We start from the raw sequence: 21,833 nt of genomic DNA on the forward strand, positions 1-21,833 counted from the left end.
ATGACTGATCAGCTTGTGCACGTCGAGAATCTGACCGTGGCCTATCCGATGGCGGATGGTGCAGTTTTCCGAGCGATTGACGGCTTTTCTATGGCCGTTAAGCGCGGACAAATTGTTGGCGTCGTGGGTGAAAGTGGTGCCGGAAAATCGACAATCGGCAAAGCGACGCTAGGTTTGCTTGATGAAAATGCAGTGATCGACACCGGGGGCGTCATGCTTGATGAGGTGATGGTCACACGGCTGGAAGAGCACGCATTTGCGGACATTCGGGGCTCCAAAGTCGGATATATTTATCAGAATCCCATGACCGCGCTCAATCCAGTTCTCACCATTGGCGAGCAGCTGATCGAAGCGATCGAGGCCAATACGAACAAACGTGGGCAGGATGCGCGTGCTTATGCGATTGATCTCTTGGAGCAAGCGGAAGTCCCTCTGCCTGAAGAAAGATTGAGCAAATATCCGCATCAACTTTCGGGTGGCCTGTGCCAGCGTATTGTTTTTGCCATCGCAATCAGTGCCAAACCGGATTTGATTATTGCGGATGAACCGACAACAGCACTTGACGTCACAGTACAAAAAGCTGTGCTCGGAACGCTTGTCAAACTCACACGCCAAGAGAATATCGCGATTATTCTGATTACGCACGATATGGGTGTCGTGGCCGAGATGTGTGACTATGTTTACGTTTTGAGACATGGGAAACTTGTTGAGGAAGGCAGCACTGCGCAAGTGCTGAGCAATCCCAGCGAACCCTATAGTCGGGAATTGATGGCGGCGATCCCGCGGATCGACCACAAAATCGAGCGCTTTGCTGTGCCAGGCGGCTTGGGTAAAGCGGAAGATCGCGAGCGCGCCATAGATTATCTGATGTCTCGCAAGGCAGATGCGGGCGTTGAAGGGGCGCCCCTTTTGAGTGTGAAAAACCTCTCAAAGACATTTACGATGAAGGCCACAGCCCTAAAGGCAGCGACCGATTTCAAAGCAGTATCTGATATAAACTTCGACGTATTTCCCGGGGAGACTTTGGGGATAGTCGGCGAAAGCGGGTCCGGGAAATCGACGGTTGGCAAGATGATCCTAGGACTGCACAAGCCAGATCCCGGATATGAAATCACGTACAAGGGCCACAACATAGACGATCTGACATCAAAGGCGCAAAAGCTCGCTCATCGTCAGTCGCTGCAGTGTATTTTTCAGGATCCGTACTCTTCTCTCAACCCGCGCATGACGGCAGGGGATAACATCACTTATGCCCTTAGGGCTCATGGTGTACTCAGCCGCGCGCAGGCGCTTGAATTGTCTGGCGATCTCATGGAACTTGTCGGCCTGCCCAGAGCATCGGCTCGAAAAATGCCCCATGCGTTTTCTGGTGGAGAACGCCAGAGAATTGGCATTGCGCGGGCTCTGTCGTTCCGACCCGATTTCATTTTCTGCGATGAGCCGACCTCTGCTCTGGATGTGACTGTACAGGCGGAGTTGCTGAATCTTATGAAAGATTTACAAGACCAGCTTGGGCTCACACTGCTTTTCGTCAGCCATGATCTGGCTGTTGTGAGACAAATGTGTGATCGCGTTATGGTGATGCGTTCGGGGGAGGCTGTAGAAATTGGAGCCTGTGACAAAGTTCTGGTTGCGCCGGAACATGAATACACTCTGGGCTTGCTTGCCGCGATGCCAAGGTTCCGCCCTGAAGAGGTTGCATAAGATAGGTTTGAGATCTCCGTGTATCTGTGCTGGGATGCAATGGCAGCGTTGCATTGGATGAGGCGACACCATGGCTGACGGCATTAAGTCCAACCGGATTAGACGGCTGAAACATATTGAAGCCTTTTCAGCCGTCATTTCGACCGGTTCGTTTTCTGCAGCTGCGCGCCAACTAGGTGTTTCTCAACCTGCGATCAGTCAATTGATCAAGGTGCTGGAGAATGCCATCGGCGCACCGCTATTTATCCGCAGAAACGGTGCGGTTTTCCCGACAAGCCGTGCCGAGAGCTTGCGAGAAGATGCGGTGAGTTTGCTGGCACACCTGGATCGCTTCCAGGCGCAGTTGAGCTATGGGCGCACGGGCGTGCTATCAACAGTGCGGCTGACCGCGTCGATGAGTATTGCCAGCGAACTGTTGCCCAATATTGTGAGCGAAATCGTCGCGGATCATCCAGATGCGATGTTTTATGTCAGTTCGGTGCCCCTCTCCTCAATGGTTCAATCTCTCATTCAAGGGCATGTTGATTTCGCCTTTCATACCCGCCCGCTTGAGCACCCTGGGCTGCACAACGCAAAAGTTGGCGTTGCACCCCTAGTGGCAGTCATGAGAGCGGATAATCCATTGGCTGCGGCAAAATCTTTGAGCGTCCGCGATTTTGCAGGGCAGCGCATTATTTCCTCAACACGCAACGATCCGGCATTCCACTATTTTTCCAAACTGTGGCACGAAAATGGTGTTTCCATAAAAACAGTTTTGCAATCCCCGTTTGCTGGCTTCGCCATCCGCATGGTTGAGGCTTTGTCCGCAGTCACCTTCAATAACGCCTTGGTGGCAGAGAAAATCTGCGATCGAGACCCCAACTTGATCATGCGGCGTGTAGAAGGCGTGGACTTCGAAACGTCCTTTTTTCTGGCCTGTGCTGATTGGCAAAAGGGATCAGACACCCAAGAGAAACTGATCGCTGCCTTTGAGACCCTTGCCGTCAACACCTCAACGGAATGATTATAAAGTCAATCCAAAGTTCACTTCGGTTAGACACTACACTGCTAGGTGAAGGTTTCTCGAAGAGATCTGCTGTATGTCATTTTCCGTCGCTAAATACCTAGGCGCAGGCCAGTGTGAGTGGTGGTTGGCTTTGCAAAAAATCTGCGATCATTTGAATAGCTATGGGCGTGGTTGCGGCACTAAGATCGGCAACAGTCACTGCCGAACCGTACCCTTTACGAAGAGTCCCGATGTGCCCTGTAAAATCAGCGAAAGGCTGTTCTATGGCCAGCAGGTAGCTATCAAGCGTATAGCCGCTGATTGGGCGATACTTCTTTGTAAGCACGAGCTTTGCACCTTTAGGAACTTGCATCACTTGCTCCACGAATTGGGTTTCTCCACCCGGATTAGTCTCGACCAAAGTCAGATGGTTCGCCGCCTGGGATTTCAATGGGCTTAGATGCGTCTGGTAGTTGCTAGGTCGTTTGGCAACAGATCCGCCGAGCGCCAAAGTCACCGCATGAAATCCGTGAAAAACACCGATGGTTTTTATCCGTAGTCCGTTCAGTTCACGGACAAGGAAGTTTAGCTTCTGCTGATAATCGTATGAGCGCTTTCCTCGCCCACAACCCACAATAAAGTAGGCATCATACGCATCGGAAATAGGCACATTGCCTTTTGATGCGTCTAGAAGGCTCCACTCGGCATCCGGCAAATGAGGAGCCAGCGCATTGCATAGTCGATCCGTCTCGGGGAGGGAGAGAGGGGAGGTGTAAGGAACCTCGTTTCGACCAAAATAGACTAGGCAAAGTTTCATGCTGGCTCCTCGCTCGCAATATAAATTGACGTAGCGTAATTTTGGTGCCGTTCAAACCATATTGAACTAGATTATGGAGCCATAAGATTGACCCGCTAAAGACTATTTGGACTTCTGGACGTGGGACCAGGACGATTTTAGCTAGAGTAAATAGGCAATCGCTTCAGCGTTTAATTCACCACTCAACCCCACTGCTCAGGGCACCTAAAACGAAAAGAGCTACAGCTTTTCTGGACGAGATGGTGTCTTTGAAAATGGCCGTGTCTGGCCCCACTCTCTGTACTATCGGTTTTTGCATCTGACAGCGAAGCGTGCGCACTTCTATTCAGGGAATCTTTAGTGTCATGTGTGACATCAGGCCCCGGTATCATAGCAACTCCATAGGCCAGCCAATGCTCGCAGTATTCAGATCGGTTTCCGGCAAAGTTATTGCATCAATAACTGCTGTTTTTGTATTGGTGACTTTCACCTTCTCTATTTACACTGTCGTCAACGAAACCCGTGCGGTGAAAGCTCAAATTCTGGAAAGCGCGACACAACGTGGCAAAGAAGTTTCTCAAGGCCTGACCAGTCAACTTATTGAAGCCACGTCCGCGGCAGCGAGTCTTGCAGGCTCGCTTGCCAGCTACATGGAAAGCGGTGTCTCCGAAACGTCAAAACTGGTTGAGATTATGAGAGGGGTACCAGGCCAATATGACCTCGTTTTCACCTCTTGGTTTGCTTCTATTATTGACGGACCGACTGAGCAGTTCATTTCAGGAGAAGCAGGGCGAAATCCTGAAGGCGTGTTTGCACCCTATTGGCTTGAAAATGCGTCCGGTGGCTTGGACTTCAGCCCCTTCTCCTACGCAGCTGATACCACCGAGGAATGGTACGCGGCACCTCAGAGCAGTGGTCAAAGTGTTATTACTGAGCCCTACCTGTCTTCCGAGGGAAATCTGCTAACAAGTGTTTCGGTGCCGGTGAAGGTCCAAGACCAGATTGTGGGCTTGGCTGGCGTCGACATAGAGCTTGGGGAACTCTCCAGCTTTGTAAATGCAGCCTCTTTTTATGACGGCGGGCGCGTTATGCTTCTTGGTCAGGGCGGAAAGTGGCTTGCCAACAGCGATCCTGCTCTACTGACCAAAGAGTTTTCAGGAAAAGGTCGTGACGCATTCGACGCCGCAATCCGCACCGGCGAACCTCAAATCGCCAACGAAATGCCAAATGGAGCAACGCGCCTGTTCCTGCCCTTCAGCGCCTATGGAATGAACAAAACATGGGCGGTTGTTCTCGATGTACCGCGCGAAGTGTTTGTGGCTCCAGTGAGACAAAGACTCATTGAAAAACTGGTCGAAGAATTCATCATGATCGCACTCGCAATCTTGACCGTTTTCTTGTGCGTTCGTTCGATCGTCGGCCGTCCAATTGGAAAAATACTGAATGTCATCAGAGATTTGTCAGGCGGAAATGTGGCCAATCCCATTGAGTTGCCTAAGAGCCAAGATGAGATCGGCGTCATGGCGGAATCCATTGAAATTTTGCGCCAGGGCTTAGCGCAGAAAGATGCCCTTGAAGCGGCTCAGAGGAAAGAAAAACTGCAGCAAGAAGACGTCGTTCGCGCGCTGGCAAATGGCCTCCAGCTCCTGGCTTCCGGGCATTTGGACGCGCAAATTGCAGAGCAGATGCCTGAAGAATATGAGCGGCTGCGTGTGGACTTTAACAACACCGTAGAACAGCTCGCGAACCTGATCAGCTCAACCGATGTCTCCGCCTATTCCATCGACGCCGGGCTGAGAGAAATCACGACAGCGTCTAATGATCTTGCGCAGCGCACCGAGCAATCTGCCGCACAATTGGAAGAAACCGCTGCCGCGCTGGATGAGATGACCAAATCGATCACGAACGTTGCCCAAGGCGCGCAAGAGACAGAGCAATTGGTGGACCAAGTCAACCGCAGCGCCGTGAATAGCACGGCAGTGGCGCGCGATACGGTCAAAGCGATGGGGTCCATTCACGAGACGGCGGAGAAAATCACGCAAATTACCGGCATGATTGATGACATTGCGTTCCAAACAAACTTGCTGGCTCTGAACGCAAGTGTGGAAGCAGCGCGTGCTGGCGACGCAGGTTTGGGCTTTGCGGTTGTTGCTTCAGAAGTGCGGAGCCTCGCGCTTAGATCGTCAGATGCGGCGCATGACATCAAAGAACTCATCAACACTTCCAGCGAACAGGTCGGTCACGGTGTCGAACTGGTCGATCGCACAAGCGCCTCTTTGGAAGCGATGCTGAGCGCGTTCGTTGACATCTCAGATCATGTCAAAGACATTTCCAAACAGGCACGGGAGCAGTCTTTGGGAATTTCCGAGCTCAACACTGCCATGGGGCAATTGGAAAGTACGCAACAACAAAATGCAGTCATGTGCGAAGAGACCGCGGCGGCATGCGGGGTGCTCGATCGGGAGACCAGCAAGCTTTCCAAATTGGTGTCCGATTTCCGAGCGGATGAGGAGGACACAGAACTTCTCCTGGCCTCCTAACAAGGTCTGCCATTCCCAACTTTAGTTGTGTTAGAAGGAATTGAGGAGCCGGTTGGTCATACCCCTAATCACGGGCGTTTCCTTGAGGTCTTTTCAATTTCTGACTAGTTCAAAACGTCATCATTAAACGCGCGGGACGGAGTTAGAACGAACTAGCCCGAAACCATCGAACCCGCTGCAAGCCACAAAACGGAGAGAACCGCAGTGTTCAGAAATCTAAACTTTGCTCTCCTCAGCTTCGTCTTCTTAATTGCCGCTATTGGGGAGGGACGCGCCGAGCCTCAGGGTGCGACCATTCTGACCGTGACCGGTGACCTTTCACACGGAGAACAGGTCACCTTTGATCGTGATCAGCTGAAAGAAATTGGCTGGGAGACCATCACAACAGAGTCTCCGTTTTTGGAGGGAGAGCAAACCTTCACAGGCACGCCAATGTCGGCTCTCTTACGCTATCTAGATATTGAAACCGGTACGTTTGTGGCCTTCGCGCTAAATGACTATAGCATAGAGATCCCGTTGAGCGATGCGCGCAAATATCAAGTATTACTCGCGCTGGAACATAATGGACAGGCTATGCGAGTTCGTGACCGCGGCCCGATTTGGATTATCTATCCAACTACTAAGTCAGACTCTTTAGATGTTAACGCTGAAAGGCGTATGGTTTGGCAACTCAAGCAACTGGACTACACGCGCTGACGTCGTGTAACAATCAAGATGTTTGAGCGCCTCAGAAGCTTTATCAACCTGCGAAATTTTAGGACGCTGATTGCCCTCGGGCTATTGGTTTCTTTGATGTTTGTTTTCATTGCGAACCAAAGAGATATTGAAGGCCTACGGAAGCGTTCCCTTATTGGCAGCAGCGAAACTATTTGGCGTCTCAACGATGTAATCGTAGATACGCTTCACTTTGGATACTCCACTAGCCTCGTATTCACCGGGGACCCAAAGACCGTGTCGCTCAGTGAAGTAGATCTTCAAGATGTTATACTTAGATTCGAGTTACTTTGGAGCAAAGTTGACATCGCGCTAACTTCAGATCTGCGGTTTTTTGAAAGTTTCTATGATCCTCTCTACGCACTCAAATCGACACTGATTGAACTTGACCCCCTGCTTTTGGACGAAAGCGCTTATGATCCCGTGCAACTTCTCAGCGCAGCGCAGGATGTTCAAAGGCTTGGCTTTGTATTGCAAAAAACTTGGCAAGACTCATATACCAATCAGGTTTTTTCGAAGCGTGAACTTGAGCAATTGGCTAGGTCACGTGGGATCGTTCGCGAGCGCTTGGTGCTTGTGCTGATCGCCATACTAGTTGTTTATCTGTTAGCTGAAGCCCGCATCGTCTCTCGCGCCAAACGAAAAGAAGAAGACTTGCGCGCCGAAGCTAAGGCAGCCTCAATGGCAAATGAAGCGAAGTCACGTTTTCTTGCAAATGTAAGTCATGAAATCCGGACGCCGCTGAATGGGATCATTGGGATGTCTGGCGAGCTCCTAGAAACTCCGCTGAGCGAGGACCAGAGATCATGTCTCACCATTGTATCGCATGCCGGGGATTTGCTGCTGAAAACCTTGAACGATGTTTTGGATCTCTCAAAAGTTGAGTCCGGTGAATTTGAATTAGAAAACAGCGTGTTTGATCTACACCAAACTCTACATGCAGCGGTCGAACTCTACACAGCCAGCGCCCGTGAAAAGCAGATTTCCCTTGTTCTTAGCCCGTTGGATCAGTTGCCGCATTTTGTGCGCGGTGACAAACAGCGGGTAAGTCAAGTGCTGCACAATTTGATAGGCAACGCCATTAAATTTACTGAAAACGGCACCGTTTCGCTTCGAGCGTCATTCATCGACGATCACGCAATTTGCCGGTTTGAAGTGTGCGATACAGGGCCTGGAGTCGATCCAAGCGTACAAGAAAAAATCTTTGAACCATTCTCTCAAGCAGACAACAGCGTTACGCGTTCCAAAGGTGGCACCGGCCTTGGGCTTGCGATTTCCCGCAGCTTTTGTGAGGCGATGGGCGGGCGCATTGGGGTTGCGAACAATTCTAGCAGAGGTTCGGTATTTTGGTTTGAGTTGCCGTTAGCCGAGCAAGAAACACCAATTGAAGACAGCTCAAAGCAGGCACCTAAACTGGTAGAGGAGGCAGGCGAGCAGCCTTTTCTGCAAAAGAAGAGGCTCTTAGTTGTCGACGACAATGCGACAAACCGCTTCGTGCTGAAGCGCTTTCTCAAAGATACGCCGCTCCAGATTGACGAGGCTAAAGACGGGAAGGAAGCTGTAGAAGCTGCTTCCAAGACTACATACGATGTCATTCTCATGGACATACAAATGCCGGTTATGGACGGCATCACAGCCTCGAACGAAATCAGGAAACTGGAAATGGCCAACGGCGCGCAGGCTACGCAAATCATAGCGGTCACTGCAAATGTTATGACACACCAAATAGAGGAGTATCTCGCGGAAGGTATAAACGAAGTTCTCGGAAAGCCCGTTTCAAAACAAGAGTTGCTCGCCAAGCTCGCGGCACCTCAGTCGACTTAAAACATCTTCAAGTTAGCACTCTAGCGGCCACGATTGTCTGATAAAACTCGGACAACCGCGTTTGAAATGCCGCATGGCTGAACTCTTCTTTCACGCGCTCTTTGGCACGTGCGGCGAGAGCCTCGGCCGCTTCCGGATTTGCAGTCAAGTGCAGCAATCCTTGGGCCATCGCTTCAGGCGTCGGTGCAACCAAATGAGCGATATCTTGGCCTATCACCTGGGTGTGGGTCGAGAGGGCCGTTGCGAGCAGCGGGCGGCCGCTGTCTAGATATGAATAGACCTTCATCGGCGTGTTGACACCTTTTAAACGCGGAGACACGACGATGTCAGCGGCGCTCAGATATGCTCCGAGTGCAGAAATCGGACGCGGCCCCAAAAAATGGCTGACGTCGCCGATGCCGAGATCAGCGGCTTTGGTTTTATATCGCGTAATGTCTTCGCTGGCCCCGCCAATCACGACCAGATGCATCCGCCTTTGAGGGAGGGCGCGGGCAAGTCCTTCCATCAGCAGATCCAGCCCCTGGTAGTGTTCAAGATTTCCCACATACATCGCCACGGGAGCATCAAATCTGGCATCCGATGTGTCGACATCGTCCTGCTTTATCAAGGCTCCGTCGAGCAAGCTGACATCAGTGATAGTTTTGATGGGCAAATCTGGCGCATTGGCACGAGCAATGTCTTCCAGTGCCGGACAACAGGTGATTGCTGCAGTCGCGCGTCTAAGAGCGCCACGCTCCGTGGCCTCCAGCATGCGTTTGATGGGCCTCGGAAGTTTGTATTTCTCCTCGATTTGCATGGGAATAGAGGAGTCTAGGTCAAATACATAAGGCACGCGAAAGATCGGTTTGAGCCATCGCGCGACGTAGGCCATTTCCTCGACTGCGTGGATAACATCATAGCGGTTGCGCGATAATTTTGCGATGGCCATAGCTGTCATCAACAGGTCAGCGAAAGCTTTTTTTCCGGAAAAGCCGGGGCGAATGCCGCGCAATAGAGCCAGATCGGCTACCCGAAAAATATTGACCCCCTTTATTTCCACGGGATCACCCTCAGCGAAGGCGAGCATATCGATCTCATGCCCCTTTGCCGCAAGGCTTTCAAGCAGCATCAGCACAGCAATCGGAGTGCCGCGCAGAGAGAAAAATGGCTGCGGCGCTAGAACTAAAATTCGCATCAAGGCATCTCAAATTTAATACTGCTATTTCCGCCGAAATCTGGTGGCGTCTTGTCTAAAAAACCGCATTTTCTACCGCTAGGGCACCTGCAGTGAGGACCAGTCTCCAAACTCTTGCAGCATTTAGTCAAACCAATTTTGCCTGAACGTGCAAATTATTCGTCCTCGTTGTAGGAATTCCAAGCCTTACAAAGCAAGACTAGAGTGCTAACCATTTAGATAGACTGATGCATTCGCGCAATATAGCGGCGGCTTATTGGGGCGAGACGTAATTCGTTGTCGTTGCGATTGTGCCGTTAGGCAAAATAGTGATAAGGAATGATGTGTTAAGCTGATTAAATAACTATAATTTTGTTCATTTTTTAATTGCGCCGACAGTCACTCAGTTATGGGTCTATCGGTTCTGAGACTTTATGATGAAGAGTGACTTCGCTGAAAAAATCGGAATTGCCTTTGTAGGTTGTGGCTATGTTGCTGATTTGTATCAGGCCACCCTTAGCAATTGGACCGGGCTATTAGATCTCAAGGGCGTACACGATATTTCCCTGGCTCGGCAGAGGCAATTTGCCAGCCACTATGGCGCCCCGCAGTATGACAGTTTGGATGCGATCCTTACCGATCCGAACGTCCAGATTGTTGTCAATCTTACTCCGCCAGCGCAGCACTACACGATCTCCCAAAAATGTCTCTCTGCCGGGCGGCATGTCTACTCTGAAAAGCCGCTGGCATTGGATTTGCCTGAAGCCAAGCATTTGGTAGATTTGGCACAAGAGAAAGGGTTGTACGTTGTTTCCGCACCCTCGAGTTTTTTGGGGCCAGCAGGACAGACTCTCTATCAGGCGGTGCGCAACCGCGAGCAGGGGGTGCCGCGTCTCGTTTATGCTGAGATGGACGATGGCATGGTTCATCGTATCGGTTATGAAAATTGGAAAACGGCTTCTGGCGCATATTGGCCGGCGGAGAATGAATTTGAGACGGGCTGCACATTGGAGCATGCCGGATATGCCCTGACTTGGCTTGTTGGCATGTTCGGTCCTGTTCGACGGATGGTGTCTTTTGCAAGTTGCTTAGTGGCAGACAAAGGACCGGATACACCAACCAACTACACCACGCCTGATTTCACGGCGGCCTGTCTGGAGTTTGATGATGGATTGGTCGCACGGCTAACCAACAGTATTGTCGCGCCACATGACCACCAGTTTCGTATCATGTGCGATGACGGCGTTTTGAGCGTCGACGAAACTTGGGATTTCTCCTCACCTGTACGATCCACTCCTTTACCAACAACCCGTCTGCAACGCGGGGCAAAAAAGCTCTTGGGCTTGGATTTTGGCAAACGCTTACAGCCGGAGGCCTCGCGCGAAATTTCCACGGCTAAGCGTGGGTATCCGATGGACTTTGCGCTTGGTGTTGCGGAGATGGCGATGGCACTGAAGAGTGGTAATTCACCGCGTCTGGGCGGAGAGTTCTCTTTGCACATCACTGAAGTTTCGCTCGCGATTCAGCATCCGGAGATCTTTGGAGCAGAATATTATCCCACTTCAGCACCCGAAAAAATGGAACCGATGAAGGTGCTTGAGCCTTCTTGATCTCAAAAGGGGATATGACCTTGGGTATCCCACTTATTCTTGGCTGCTCGCGCTTGACCAAGCCAAAGGGTCCACCGAATCGCTGCGCTGTCTCTTCCGCATCGCAAAGATGACACCACCTGCAACAGCCTGAATTAAGACCATTCCAAACCCAATCCACGCGAGAGAAATGGCCTGTGGAGCACCAATCCCAAAAGCTCCAAAGAGGTACACAAAAATCTGTTCGCGGATGCCAATACCGTTGACTGAGGCAGGGATCATCATGACAAAAAGCGAGATCGGAATAATCCCAAAATAGATCCAAACAGGAACCTCAATGCCAAGTGCTACTCCAATCAAAAAATAATGCAGCACTACGTTGGCCTGAAACACAAATGAAATTCCCATACATTTGTAGACCGCTCCCATTTCGGACCCAAAGGCTCGAGATGTTTCACCAATCTTGCCAGCTATACTCTGGAGCTTTTGAGCACCGGGCAGACTAAAGGTAGACGTTTGACGCCGTTCTTTACGCATCAATGCAAGGCCAATACTGGCAATAAAAAGAAGAACAAAAACCGCCAAGAGCACCCAATGAACGCCGGTTTGAGCAAGAATATCGCGCCCCACGAAAGGCAGTGCGAGCGCAGCTAAGACGAGCAGCCCAAACATACCTGTAAGCCGTTCCACAAAGAGAATTAGGAAAGAGCGCGTATAGGATCCTACGCGGTCAGAAATGTCGTAAGCCCGCATAAAGTCGCCACTCATCAGGCCTGGCAAAAATGCGTTGAAGAATATTCCGATTGTGTAGGCACGGATCAGTACCATTAAAGGTACGTCAAACTTCTGAGCAGCCAAGAGAATCCGCCAACGCCAAGAGCACAGCAGATAACCAAAAACATTGAGGAAAAATGCCAGCAGAAGAAGCACAGGATCAGCGTGGCCTATGGCCTCCCAGATTTCATCCATGTTGTCTATTTGCGTGTACAGCAAATACGTCAGCAAGCCGATGCTAATGACCGCCTTGATCAAGAATGAGATCACCGCCCGAAGACGGCCCTTTCCAGCTGGCGCCTCAGACATTTTCTTCGGTACGCTTTCGAATGAGTTTCGCCGGAACTCCCCCCATAATGCTGTAGGGTTCTACATTCTGGGTCACCACAGCCCCAGCGGAGATGATGCTGCCATGTCCAATCCGCACACCATCGAGTACACGTACGCCTGAACCGAGCCAAACATCATCTTCGATTTGAATACCAAGACAGTTTACGCCCTGAGAGATCATAGGGGTGGTTAAGTCTGCAAATCCATGATTTCCGGCTATGATGTGGCAATGACCTGCGATCAGGGCGTTATCGCCAATGGTTAAGCCGCCGTGGCCATTCAATATAGTATAGGCACCAACAAAGCTGTTGCTCCCAACAGAGATGTGTCCTGCGTATCCAGTCTCAAACCGGACACCCGCCATAATTTGCGTCTGTGCGCCAACTGAAACGGATGCTTCTGTGCTCTTGATGTCAAAGACCGTGTTTTCGTCAACAAGGGTACTCTCTTCCAGGGTGAGACGTTGTGGACACCTCAAAGTAACGCCACGGGAAATCGCTACGCCTTTGCCAAGTTTGCCAATCAGGGCGCGGTAGATCTTTTGTCGTAGCAGTAGCCCAAGCGCGCCGGGCAAATTCATAAGAAATAGTGTGCAAGCTTCATACTTTAGCAGGTCAAAGAAACGTTCGCTCCCAACGATCCGCTGCTGGTAGCTTTTGAGTGCACTTTGTTTGCCTTGCTGCAATCTGTTGTTACTGAAATTTTGCGTCATTCGCCGCTTTCAAAAACTTATCTATGAGGGTTCCCAACCGGGGCCGAAACTAAGCACCGTTCCAAGAGGTAGCAGGGTTGGTAAGAAAAGGTGGGCGCTGTGGCTGAATACGAACACTACTGAATCGGGCATTTTGCTTAAATTTAGTCTCAGGCGTCTTCACCCGAGACATAGCTGACATTAATCCCCCGGTTATAAATAGCATGGTGAGCAGTGCAAACGGCGCGATGAAGTCAGACTCGGTCATACTACGAGCGAGTGAAACCGAGCAGACACAGAGGAAAAATACAGTTGGGATCGGATTGGTCTGGCTTCTTGCAAGCAGGATGCTTCCGATTGTCCAGAGAACCGTCAGGATGCAGAAGAAGAGACCGATCAGTCCTTGGTGTACAGCAATTTCAAAATAGGAATTGTGAAAAGAAAAGGTTGCATAGGTGGCCTTGTGGAACTCTTCATAGATGCGGCTAGCCTGAGACAGTTTGTCATAAGGTGTCCAAAAGCCGCCAGCCCCAACGCCGAGAAGAGGGTCGTCCTCTATCTGGCGTGTTGCATATTCCCAGAGCAGCGTGCGGCCGGTTAATGTCGTGTCTTTACCGAATGCGCCAAGAACAGCATTTATGGGATCAATGCTTTGCGTTGTAAAAAAGGCCGAGGCGCTTAGTAGGAGCGCGGCTACCGCAAGAAAACCCAGGGCATAGAACCAGCGGCGTTTTAGAATGCCCGTCTGAGGTACGATTGCGAACAAGAAGGCGATCACCGCGATGCCAAATGCCAAGAGCATAGCGGTGGCGGAGTTTGCCATGTAAATTTGCCAAGCGGACAAAACCAAAGAGAACATCCCGAAGAGCTTGCGTTTCTTAGATGAATCCGGATCAAAAACTATACACAAAGAGCAGAGCCATAGGATCACCATCGCTGTTCCCATGGCATTCTTGCTCGAAAACACACCACGGGCACTCGTACCTGTACCCAGGTAAGGCGCGAGAAAACTAAGTACGCCGTAGTAGGTCGCGGTCAGAGCCAGAGCTAAAATCAAATCACGGACCGTTAACCTTGTTGCAATGAAATAGCAGATCATGATTGTCAGGAGCAGTTGCAGGCCTGACCTTAGAATTAAGGTCGTCTCAACGCCCCATATTGCTGACAAAAGCCACCAAGCAGGAAAAAGGAAAAGGACGAAGCTGCGGGCAATCAAAGGGAAAATCTTCTGAAAATCTCTTATGAAGGCCCACGCGAAGTAGAGCGCCAGCGGGTAGAGTATGAGCTCGTCAAAGCGAAATTGTTTGAAAGTTACAAAAAACCACAAGGCAACAAGAACGAAATCCCGGCGGCGTTCGCGAATTTCCAAGACCTCCATCGGTGTCGCAGTAGCGGTCATTGCGTTACCTCACTCCGAAGGTGCCGTTTAAGGTGGTCTGCCAGCCGTAATGACATTGCCACAACCGAAAGCGTTGGATTGGCCTGTCCTGACACCGGAAAAACTGAGGCGGAGGCGACATAGAGATTGTCGGCCCCATGTACGCAGCAGTTGCTATCAACGACCCCCGATCCCGGTGTGGCAGACATGCGAGTAAGGCCTGCCTGATGATAGCCATCGCGAGCCTTGTCTTCGATGGCCTTCGCAAAAGCCTCGTCTTCCGGCAGCGTGATCTCAGCAACATTCGCTGCTTTGAGGCGCTTTGCCAAAAGCTTGTGGCCAGCCATTAGCGCATCAATTGTGCGCTGTCCGTATCGAAAGTCTATCTGCAACATGCGCTGCCCGAATTTATCTCTTTCTTCAGAAAGTGTAACCTGACTCTCGGGTTCTGGGAAATGTTCTGCGTGATAAGCGAGAATGTACGGCCCGCGGCCTACCAAGGCGAGACGTTGAGGGCGTCGCATCGAAGGCGGCAGAAACCGCTGTGCTGCCGAACGCAGGATGTTTGATGCACCAATGGGATCTTTGAGAACATTGGCGATATGATTGCCGGCATCTTCGAGACCCTTGGGCTTTTTGAGCAGTTTTTTAAGGGAGATCTCGCCGGAGCTTTGTCGGGGATCTTCAGGGTGCAGGTTTTCAAGCCAGAAAGCCACGTTACTTGGTGCGCCATTTGACAGGCAAAATCGGCGCCGATACGGGCTGCGACCACGACCACTTTGATAGCCGAATTGCTTGGCGAGTTGTGGATCAGTGAAAGTGATTTCAGCCATACCGCCGGTGAGGTGCCCCATGTAGTAGCGCCCAAGGGCATTTTCAGTGGAAGCAAAGATCTTGGGATGTGCAGCTTTTTCAAGCAGCAACATACGTGTGGTTTCAAGTCCGCCGCAGGCCAAAACGAGTTTTTTGCAGGGCAGGACACATGTTTGCCCTGCATGGGTTAATGTGAGTCCTCTCACTTGGTGTTTTTCAGAAGCTTCCCAACGAAAGGAGAGAACGCGTGTCCTAGGTAAAAGATCAATGGGCTCAAGCCCGTTTTTGAGTCGCTCTTGCAGATTGGTCGCTTGGTCTTGGGCATTCAGGAGCTCCACTTTCTCGAGACAGACGCCGGGAATGTCTGGGCCATTCGGAAGGGAGGAGTATCTAAATGTCGAATCTGCTTTGAGAAATTCCGCGGCCGGAGCGATCCACCGAGCATAATCATTGAAACTTATTGACCAAGGGTGCTTGTGGCGCGAACGGGCTTGCGCGAAATCTTCTGGGTCAAATGGCATGCATCGCCCGCCCCAGCCAAGCAATGTACCCGCCACTGCTTCGCGGTTTGTACGATGCCGTGGATCGTGAGTGTCGGTTGAAAGATGAAGGTCTCTACGCTCACTAGGATCAATTGTCCCCTCGTCAAACCCGCCTTGTTCGATGACAAGAACCTTCACCCCTGCTTGCCCAAGTGACAAAGCCAGTGCCAAGCCAGCAGCGCCCGCTCCAATAACGCAAACATCGTAGTTCTTCGAAAGGGCGGTTTGCAGCGTAACGGTCGTCATCAGGGCTTTGCCGCCTGTTCTATGGATACTGCATTCCGTTGACGGCGCTTCAAGCCAATCAGTTTTCTCAATGCAGTGATCGGAGCAGCTTGAATTGGCCCTAGGCGAGAACAGCTGCCTGTATCGTTTTGCAGGGCGCTCAGTCTTTCGGGGATGGCCTTGCTTGCATATTGCTGTGCCGCACGCTCACGGATATCTGTGCAGTTCTGCCGGATTGCTTTGACGTTTGAACGAAGAGATCGAACCAGATCATGAACGTCTGCCGGGTTGGCGTAATACGCCATCGGCCCAAACGTATCTCTTAGGCTTGGGCTCAGTACACAGGGACGCTCCATCAACATGGCTTCAAGGATCGTGCGCCCGAAGGCTTCGACCCATTTGTGGCTGTGGAAGTAGGAGAACACATCTAGACTTTCAACGAAACGGTCCACAGGTTCATTGTTGAATGGCACAATCTCCCAACCGTCTAAATTGGCGCCGAGAGAATTGAGGTGCGCTTCTGGGCACCCCATAACGCGTGTTTTCCAGCCCGCCTCCCATGGCGCAACATGTGCAGTAACCTCTGCTGCAGTGTCCGGCCACTTTAGCGGATCTTCGCGGCTGTGACGGCCAACCGTTGCAATGGGCCCATCAAAAATGGGACGACTGGACATCCAGTTGTCGGTATCAAAGGAGTTCACCCAATCGGCGTTTGTTAGCCGTATGAATGGCAGGAAACTGCGCAGATGTTTTCGGATGACGCCTGAGACTGGCGCCCACATAGGCCGAAGACCAAAAGACTGTTCGATATATCGTGTTATGGCAATCGGGTCATATTCAAGTGATCCATCACCGCGAAATGGAGGATGATGGCTCACCAAAACGGATGTGTTTGAACGAATTTTTGCGTTTTGTTGCACTTGATGTGCGAAAGTCAGCGGGTGGTGAAAGAAGGTCGTGTCAGCAACAACACATGCTCCCGGTTTGATGACTTTGACACCCGGTAAATCAGCCAGCGCCGCTAACGCTGTGTTTTTGTCAGTGCCCGCATCAATGAAAAATCCGGAAATCACTTCCAGTAATCCAATTGTCAAACCAGCTGTATGAAAAGCATGGGCGTCAGTCAAAATCGCGCTCGCCGTTCCCCCAGTGAATCTTGGGTCATATACAAGCAGGATATCTATGCGGCTGGCTGTCATTCGCTAAACCCTGGCCAGACTTGTGACAGATCGCGCCCCAACAGCTCTGATAACCCGGCATTTCTGAGCGACAAATGCCCTGTCAGGTATCTGGCTGTTTCTGACTTCATTGCGGGCGGCTTCTGAGCTGTGAGCAGGATCGGATTAATCCGCTTAAACCACTGATAATGAATTTTTTTTCTGATGGCATGAGACAAGCCAGATTCATGCCCCATGTGATTACGATAGCGGCGAGAAACGATTGGTTGGCCGAGATAATTGATCAGCTGTTGGCCCTTGGGCAGGGAGGGATAGTTGGTACGGTTGAACCAAGTTTTCAGCGTTTCTACGTCCATATTCGAGGCTCCAATATGGGCGGTAACACCGTCTAAATAAGCCTGTTTGTCGCTCAGAAAATCTTCAAACAGTGCGACATGCACATTATCACGGCCAAATACTCGAAAATACTCCGCAAGATGCGGCGCATAAGTGGAGCCGAGTATGATCGAGCTGTGCGCGCTAATGGCTGTTTCAAAACCACAGCTTAGACGGCCGCTGCAAATCAGATGCCAATACTGAGAGTAGGCGCGCTTGACGGGGTTTCTCAGAAGAAAGACCAGCTTCACGTCTGGCAATAGTCTTTTGATGCGACGCGCTGCGACCGCAGAAAAAAGATAGGTTGTAGAATCTTCTCCGACGAGCTGATGATTTTGGAACTCAGAAAAGCAAGACATATACCAACTCAAGTTGGGTGCGTTCTCTTGACTGGGGTCGAACCATTTAAGGCCGTTTTCGTTTTCAGTCAGAAAGTCGGGATGCGTGATCGGATCGTCCGCATCAAAGTAATGGATTTCCTGATCGGGGATACCGATTTCCGGATTTTGCCCCAGTATAAAATGCAACGATGTCGTGCCACATTTCGGCGCACCGCCGATGATAAAGTCAGGTAATCTTGTCAAAGTTCAATGACCTTGAGAGTCAGATAAGAAAAATAAAAAATGTCGATCAAAAGACATTAAGAGATTAACCCGAGTCGATTGTGGAATCTACAATTCGTATCTTTTTAAAGATGCGCCTTAGTGTTTGTGGCGTATTCGCCGCAATCAAAGGCGCACTTGCTTCTCAGATGCCCGCTCTCTAGGTGGCCGTTGCCGCCTGCAGCAGGCTCTGCGTTGTCGCAGGGGTCTCCACAAAAGTGCTGCGAGGGAGCGATAGTAATTGGGCCCGCAGCTTCTCTATTGGGGTGCGGTCTTTCAACAGTACCAATATTTCTTTTTCAAGAGCTTGCTCAATTGGTTGATTGAGAAGAATGCCACTTCCATGATCCTCAAGCCAGCGCGCAGTCTCTGTGCCCGCAGGGGCCAGGGCAGGGGTCGCAAAATATCCCCCCTCATAAATACGATTAGGCAATAGCCAGAGTGAATTGGCGCCTTCCTCATACCAATCGCCCGCCCAGACCAGATCGACATCAGCATACATTTCAGACAAATCGTCCGGGGCGTTATACCGGCCACCAAAAGAGACATTGTCATAGGGCCGGATTTCACCCTCAAAGTCTTCAAACACGCCCGGTGCGGGGTAGCCGCGCAATACGATATCGACGTCTTCCGGAAAATTCTTGGCCAACCCTAGCAACAAAGCGAGCGATTTACGGCAACGTAGATTGCCAAACCAGCCAATGCGGAGGCGCTGACGCTGCTTTGGCGATGGGTCATCATTGGTTGGGCGATCTGGGAAATTGTCTCCGTCGATCATCAGATTTTCGAGCAAGAAAGATCGATAGGCATTTGGGTAATGTACGGCGAAGTGCTCACTCTCAAAGCGAGGCGAAGAAATCACCACCAATGCGCAGTGTTTTAGTAGGCGCGCCTCTATACCACGCAAAAGGCGGGCGATTGCGGAAGTGCCAGTAAGGCGATGATGCACGTCTAGGCATTCATATATCAATGGAGTGTTGAGGCTGAGTTTTGAACGCGCGCGCGCAGCTGCCGCGAGCATATCAAGATTTCGAGCGTAAATAACATCAGCCCTGCCCAACTCGCGCTCGTGTCGCACTGCAATTTTAGCGCCTTTAAAAATAGAAAGCAGCCTTTGCCCGTAGGCGTTATCGGCAGTCTCTCCGAGGTCAACGAGCGGCCACCCCGTGTCTTGCTTGGTACCGCGATGTGGCATGAAGCCGATGACCTCATGACCGGCTGATTGGAAAGCGCGAGCGCGTCGACGGACTGCAGGTTCGTTTGAGTTGTGACCAAAAAATGCGATTGTAGACATAGGAAGTCTTCGATCCGCGATTATTCTGCAGGCTGCGGGGAAAATGTTCTGGGTGATTTCTTCATCAGACGTGAGAGAAACCCAATTCCCCAAGCAAAGTGCATGGTTGCTAAAGCAACGCTGGCAGCAAGGCCACAGATGGAGCGGTGCCTGAGGGCAATCAAAATCCCGCAAGACAGCATAGCTAAGGCATAGAACGCGGGCCACAGAAGTAGCAGGGACGTGATAGGTAGGGCAGCCAAGCTAACAGCACAGACTGCCGTGTGCACGGCTGGTATCATCTGACGCGGCGCGGGCTTGATGCTGTGTTTAAGACAGGTCCGCGCACGTCCTTCGCCGTAACGAAAATACTGTCGCCACAAACGGCTTGCGGTCTTTCTCGGAAAATACTTGATACGCACATCGGAATTCAGCCAGATACTGCCGCCAAAATCGCTCAGCCGCTTATCATATTCGGCATCTTCGTTGGTACGAAAGTCAACATCGTAACCACCGAGCTTTCGGAACGTCGACATGCGGAACGCTGCATGATGCCCATGCTCACAGTACCCGGAAACATTCCCGCCACGATGTGGGGAGCCTCCGGCGCCAAGAGGGGTATCCGCAACCCAGGCGAGCCCTGATTGAAAGCAGCTGTTGCTGTCAGCAACGGCATCCATTGGAACAACAACCGAGTCGACTTCTTTCTCTAACATACAGTGCACCAGATCACTGACGTAGCCCTGTGGATAGGCAGCATGGGCATCACATCTGATCGCGAAGTCGATGCCGTCGAATTCCGGCGACAGAAGCAAATTGAATGCAGCCGCTTGTATGCGTTGAGAATTGTGCCTCAAATGCAAATTGGAATGCTTGCTCATGAGGCGTGTAACAATGGCGCAGGTGTCGTCACTACTCCCACCATCTGCGACGATCACTGTGCAGCGAGAAGCGACAGCATCTCCATGCATGATCTGGCTCAGCACAGCCTCAATCTGATCTGCTTCATTCAGGGTCGGAATAAGAACGGCGACGCGCGCGGGGTCAATCGTTGTTACCAATTGTATGCCTCATGTGTCAGGTGGTCCAACTCAGACAGATGTGATGCAGGCATTCCGGGGCGCGGTCGCGCTCCGGATTGCAAAAGAAAAGTTGTAATTTTCGTGAGCAGTTCAAAGTCGCGATTGTTCAACGCCTCTCTTACGCGCCAAACAGATCCTCGTCCAAGTGCATTTAAAATTGTTTTGCCCGAAAGGCCAAATTGCGAAAGGCTCAATAGCTGTTTGCGTACCGGCGAAGAATACGCCTCGGCGTTACCGTGCTTACCGGCCATAGACCTCACAACAATGTCAATTTCAGTCGGTGTGAGGCCGTCATTTTCTGCCATTTGTGCTGCGGCTTTAAAGTCCTCAATGGCGCGCACCCAATCGCAACGCCGCGCGTAAACGCAAGCACGCTGCAAATGAGCTGCCCGTAAGGCCATGGCTGATTTCTCCGCCTCAAAAAACGATGCATAGAAAGAAATCGGCAATGTTTGGTAGAGATCGCGGAATATCTCCCGATCGGCAGAAAGCCAAACTTCTTCGGATTTTTTGGCCGCATGTTGCTGGCCTGCTGGACCACGTGAGCCGTCATGTTTGCGCTGGTAGAACAACACATCATCGATCATCTCGACCCGAAAACGCGTGCACAATCGCACAAACATCTCATAGTCAATTGAACGGCTTAAATCTTCGCGAAACGGCCCCACTTTGTCAAAACAAGCGTGACGCACCAAGCTGGCATTTTGGAAAAAGAAAATGTCTTCCAACAGATGACGAATGATGCTGCCTGACGATAAGTCTGGCCAATAACCTGTCCCGAAGAACTCTTTGTCATTCTCGGGCTCAACTGTCCTGAAGCGCGCATGTGCTCCCGCCACGATGCCCACATCGGTTGCGTCAAGCACTTCGGCCATTTTCTCCGCCGCATCCAGACAAGCGATATCGTCGTCATCGCAGATCCACACGTACTCCCCCCGCACTTCTTTCATGGCACTATTCAAAGCAAAAGATTTGCCCTGATTTTCGGCCCGGAAGTACTGAATTACCCCTCTTTTATCAGCGTTCATCGCTGATTTGACTATTTCAGGCGTCGCATCGGTTGACCCATCATCCCACACAATAATCTGAGCCACGGGTCGCGTTTGATGCAATAAGGCATCAATTGCCTCTTGAAGAAAATTACTCCGATTAAATGTCGGAATAATTGCAGAAATCGAACCTTGCAACGAGACAAGCCTTAAGTGAATAATTGTCAAACAATCGATGATTATTCAAACATGGGTATTTTTCTTATGTCTAGTTTT

Annotated in this window: 17 protein-coding genes; 6 read left to right on the forward strand and 11 right to left on the reverse strand. The window is 51.0% G+C overall.

Going from position 1 to position 21,833, the window contains the following annotated elements; all coding sequences use genetic code 11:
• Both J7400_RS19480 and J7400_RS19485 read left to right on the forward strand, forming a co-directional pair.
• On the forward strand, positions 1-1,704 hold the full coding sequence (locus J7400_RS19480; RefSeq protein WP_209065768.1) for an ABC transporter ATP-binding protein: 1,704 nt from the start codon (positions 1-3) through the stop codon (positions 1,702-1,704).
• Between the two features lie 70 nt (positions 1,705-1,774).
• Entirely contained in the window at positions 1,775-2,707 is a 933-nt protein-coding gene (locus J7400_RS19485; RefSeq protein ID WP_209065769.1) for a LysR family transcriptional regulator, read from the forward strand.
• A gap of 100 nt (positions 2,708-2,807) precedes the next feature.
• On the opposite strand, the gene J7400_RS19490 is transcribed toward J7400_RS19485, so the two are convergent.
• A complete protein-coding gene (locus tag J7400_RS19490; RefSeq protein ID WP_209065770.1) occupies positions 2,808-3,506 on the reverse strand; it encodes a hypothetical protein in 699 nt (232 codons plus the stop codon).
• Positions 3,507-3,898: 392 nt separating this feature from the next.
• Between J7400_RS19490 and J7400_RS19495 the strand changes: the two genes are divergently transcribed.
• From J7400_RS19495 to J7400_RS19505, 3 genes are all read left to right on the forward strand, one after another.
• Complete coding sequence (locus J7400_RS19495) at positions 3,899-6,025, forward strand: methyl-accepting chemotaxis protein (protein WP_209065771.1); 2,127 nt, start codon at positions 3,899-3,901, stop codon at positions 6,023-6,025.
• 204 nt (positions 6,026-6,229) lie between these two features.
• Positions 6,230-6,721 carry a molybdopterin-dependent oxidoreductase gene (locus J7400_RS21445; RefSeq protein ID WP_209065772.1) on the forward strand — a complete coding sequence of 164 codons (492 nt, stop codon included), beginning with the start codon at positions 6,230-6,232 and terminating at the stop codon, positions 6,719-6,721.
• A gap of 18 nt (positions 6,722-6,739) precedes the next feature.
• Positions 6,740-8,563, forward strand: coding sequence for an ATP-binding protein (locus J7400_RS19505; protein WP_209065773.1), 1,824 nt, complete (start codon positions 6,740-6,742; stop codon positions 8,561-8,563).
• A gap of 7 nt (positions 8,564-8,570) precedes the next feature.
• On the opposite strand, the gene J7400_RS19510 is transcribed toward J7400_RS19505, so the two are convergent.
• Complete coding sequence (locus J7400_RS19510; protein ID WP_209065774.1) at positions 8,571-9,737, reverse strand: glycosyltransferase; 1,167 nt, start codon at positions 9,735-9,737, stop codon at positions 8,571-8,573.
• Positions 9,738-10,150: 413 nt separating this feature from the next.
• On the opposite strand from J7400_RS19510, the gene J7400_RS19515 reads away from it, so the two are divergent.
• Positions 10,151-11,326, forward strand: a complete 1,176-nt coding sequence (locus J7400_RS19515) for a Gfo/Idh/MocA family oxidoreductase (RefSeq protein WP_209065775.1) — start codon at positions 10,151-10,153, stop codon at positions 11,324-11,326.
• A gap of 33 nt (positions 11,327-11,359) precedes the next feature.
• Here J7400_RS19515 and J7400_RS19520 read toward each other — a convergent pair whose 3' ends face one another.
• The 9 genes from J7400_RS19520 to J7400_RS19560 form a co-directional block, all read right to left on the reverse strand.
• Positions 11,360-12,337: a lysylphosphatidylglycerol synthase transmembrane domain-containing protein gene (locus tag J7400_RS19520; protein WP_209065776.1), complete on the reverse strand. Its 978-nt coding sequence runs from the start codon at positions 12,335-12,337 to the stop codon at positions 11,360-11,362.
• A 43-nt stretch (positions 12,338-12,380) separates the two neighbouring features.
• Positions 12,381-13,121, reverse strand: coding sequence for an acyltransferase (locus J7400_RS19525; RefSeq protein ID WP_209065777.1), 741 nt, complete (start codon positions 13,119-13,121; stop codon positions 12,381-12,383).
• Positions 13,122-13,170: 49 nt separating this feature from the next.
• Positions 13,171-14,499, reverse strand: coding sequence for an O-antigen ligase family protein (locus J7400_RS19530; RefSeq protein ID WP_209065778.1), 1,329 nt, complete (start codon positions 14,497-14,499; stop codon positions 13,171-13,173).
• On the reverse strand, positions 14,496-16,079 hold the full coding sequence (locus tag J7400_RS19535) for a GMC oxidoreductase (RefSeq protein ID WP_209065779.1): 1,584 nt from the start codon (positions 16,077-16,079) through the stop codon (positions 14,496-14,498). Before J7400_RS19535 ends, J7400_RS19530 begins: the two co-directional genes overlap by 4 nt.
• Positions 16,079-17,257: a glycosyltransferase gene (locus J7400_RS19540; protein WP_209065780.1), complete on the reverse strand. Its 1,179-nt coding sequence runs from the start codon at positions 17,255-17,257 to the stop codon at positions 16,079-16,081. The genes J7400_RS19535 and J7400_RS19540 overlap by 1 nt, the downstream gene beginning before the upstream one ends.
• Positions 17,254-18,195, reverse strand: coding sequence for a sulfotransferase (locus J7400_RS19545; RefSeq protein WP_209065781.1), 942 nt, complete (start codon positions 18,193-18,195; stop codon positions 17,254-17,256). The genes J7400_RS19540 and J7400_RS19545 overlap by 4 nt, the downstream gene beginning before the upstream one ends.
• A 178-nt stretch (positions 18,196-18,373) precedes the next feature.
• Entirely contained in the window at positions 18,374-19,507 is a 1,134-nt protein-coding gene (locus J7400_RS19550) for a glycosyltransferase (protein ID WP_209065782.1), read from the reverse strand.
• 20 nt (positions 19,508-19,527) lie between these two features.
• The gene (locus tag J7400_RS19555; RefSeq protein ID WP_209065783.1) at positions 19,528-20,547 is read right to left on the reverse strand and encodes a glycosyltransferase family 2 protein; all 1,020 of its coding nucleotides are present in this window, start codon (positions 20,545-20,547) and stop codon (positions 19,528-19,530) included.
• A complete protein-coding gene (locus J7400_RS19560) occupies positions 20,541-21,755 on the reverse strand; it encodes a glycosyltransferase family 2 protein (protein WP_209065784.1) in 1,215 nt (404 codons plus the stop codon). The genes J7400_RS19555 and J7400_RS19560 overlap by 7 nt, the downstream gene beginning before the upstream one ends.
• Positions 21,756-21,833 lie beyond the last annotated feature (78 nt).

Origin of the sequence: Shimia sp. R9_2, from assembly GCF_017743735.1 — a bacterium.
Taxonomy (GTDB): Bacteria; Pseudomonadota; Alphaproteobacteria; order Rhodobacterales; family Rhodobacteraceae; genus Shimia.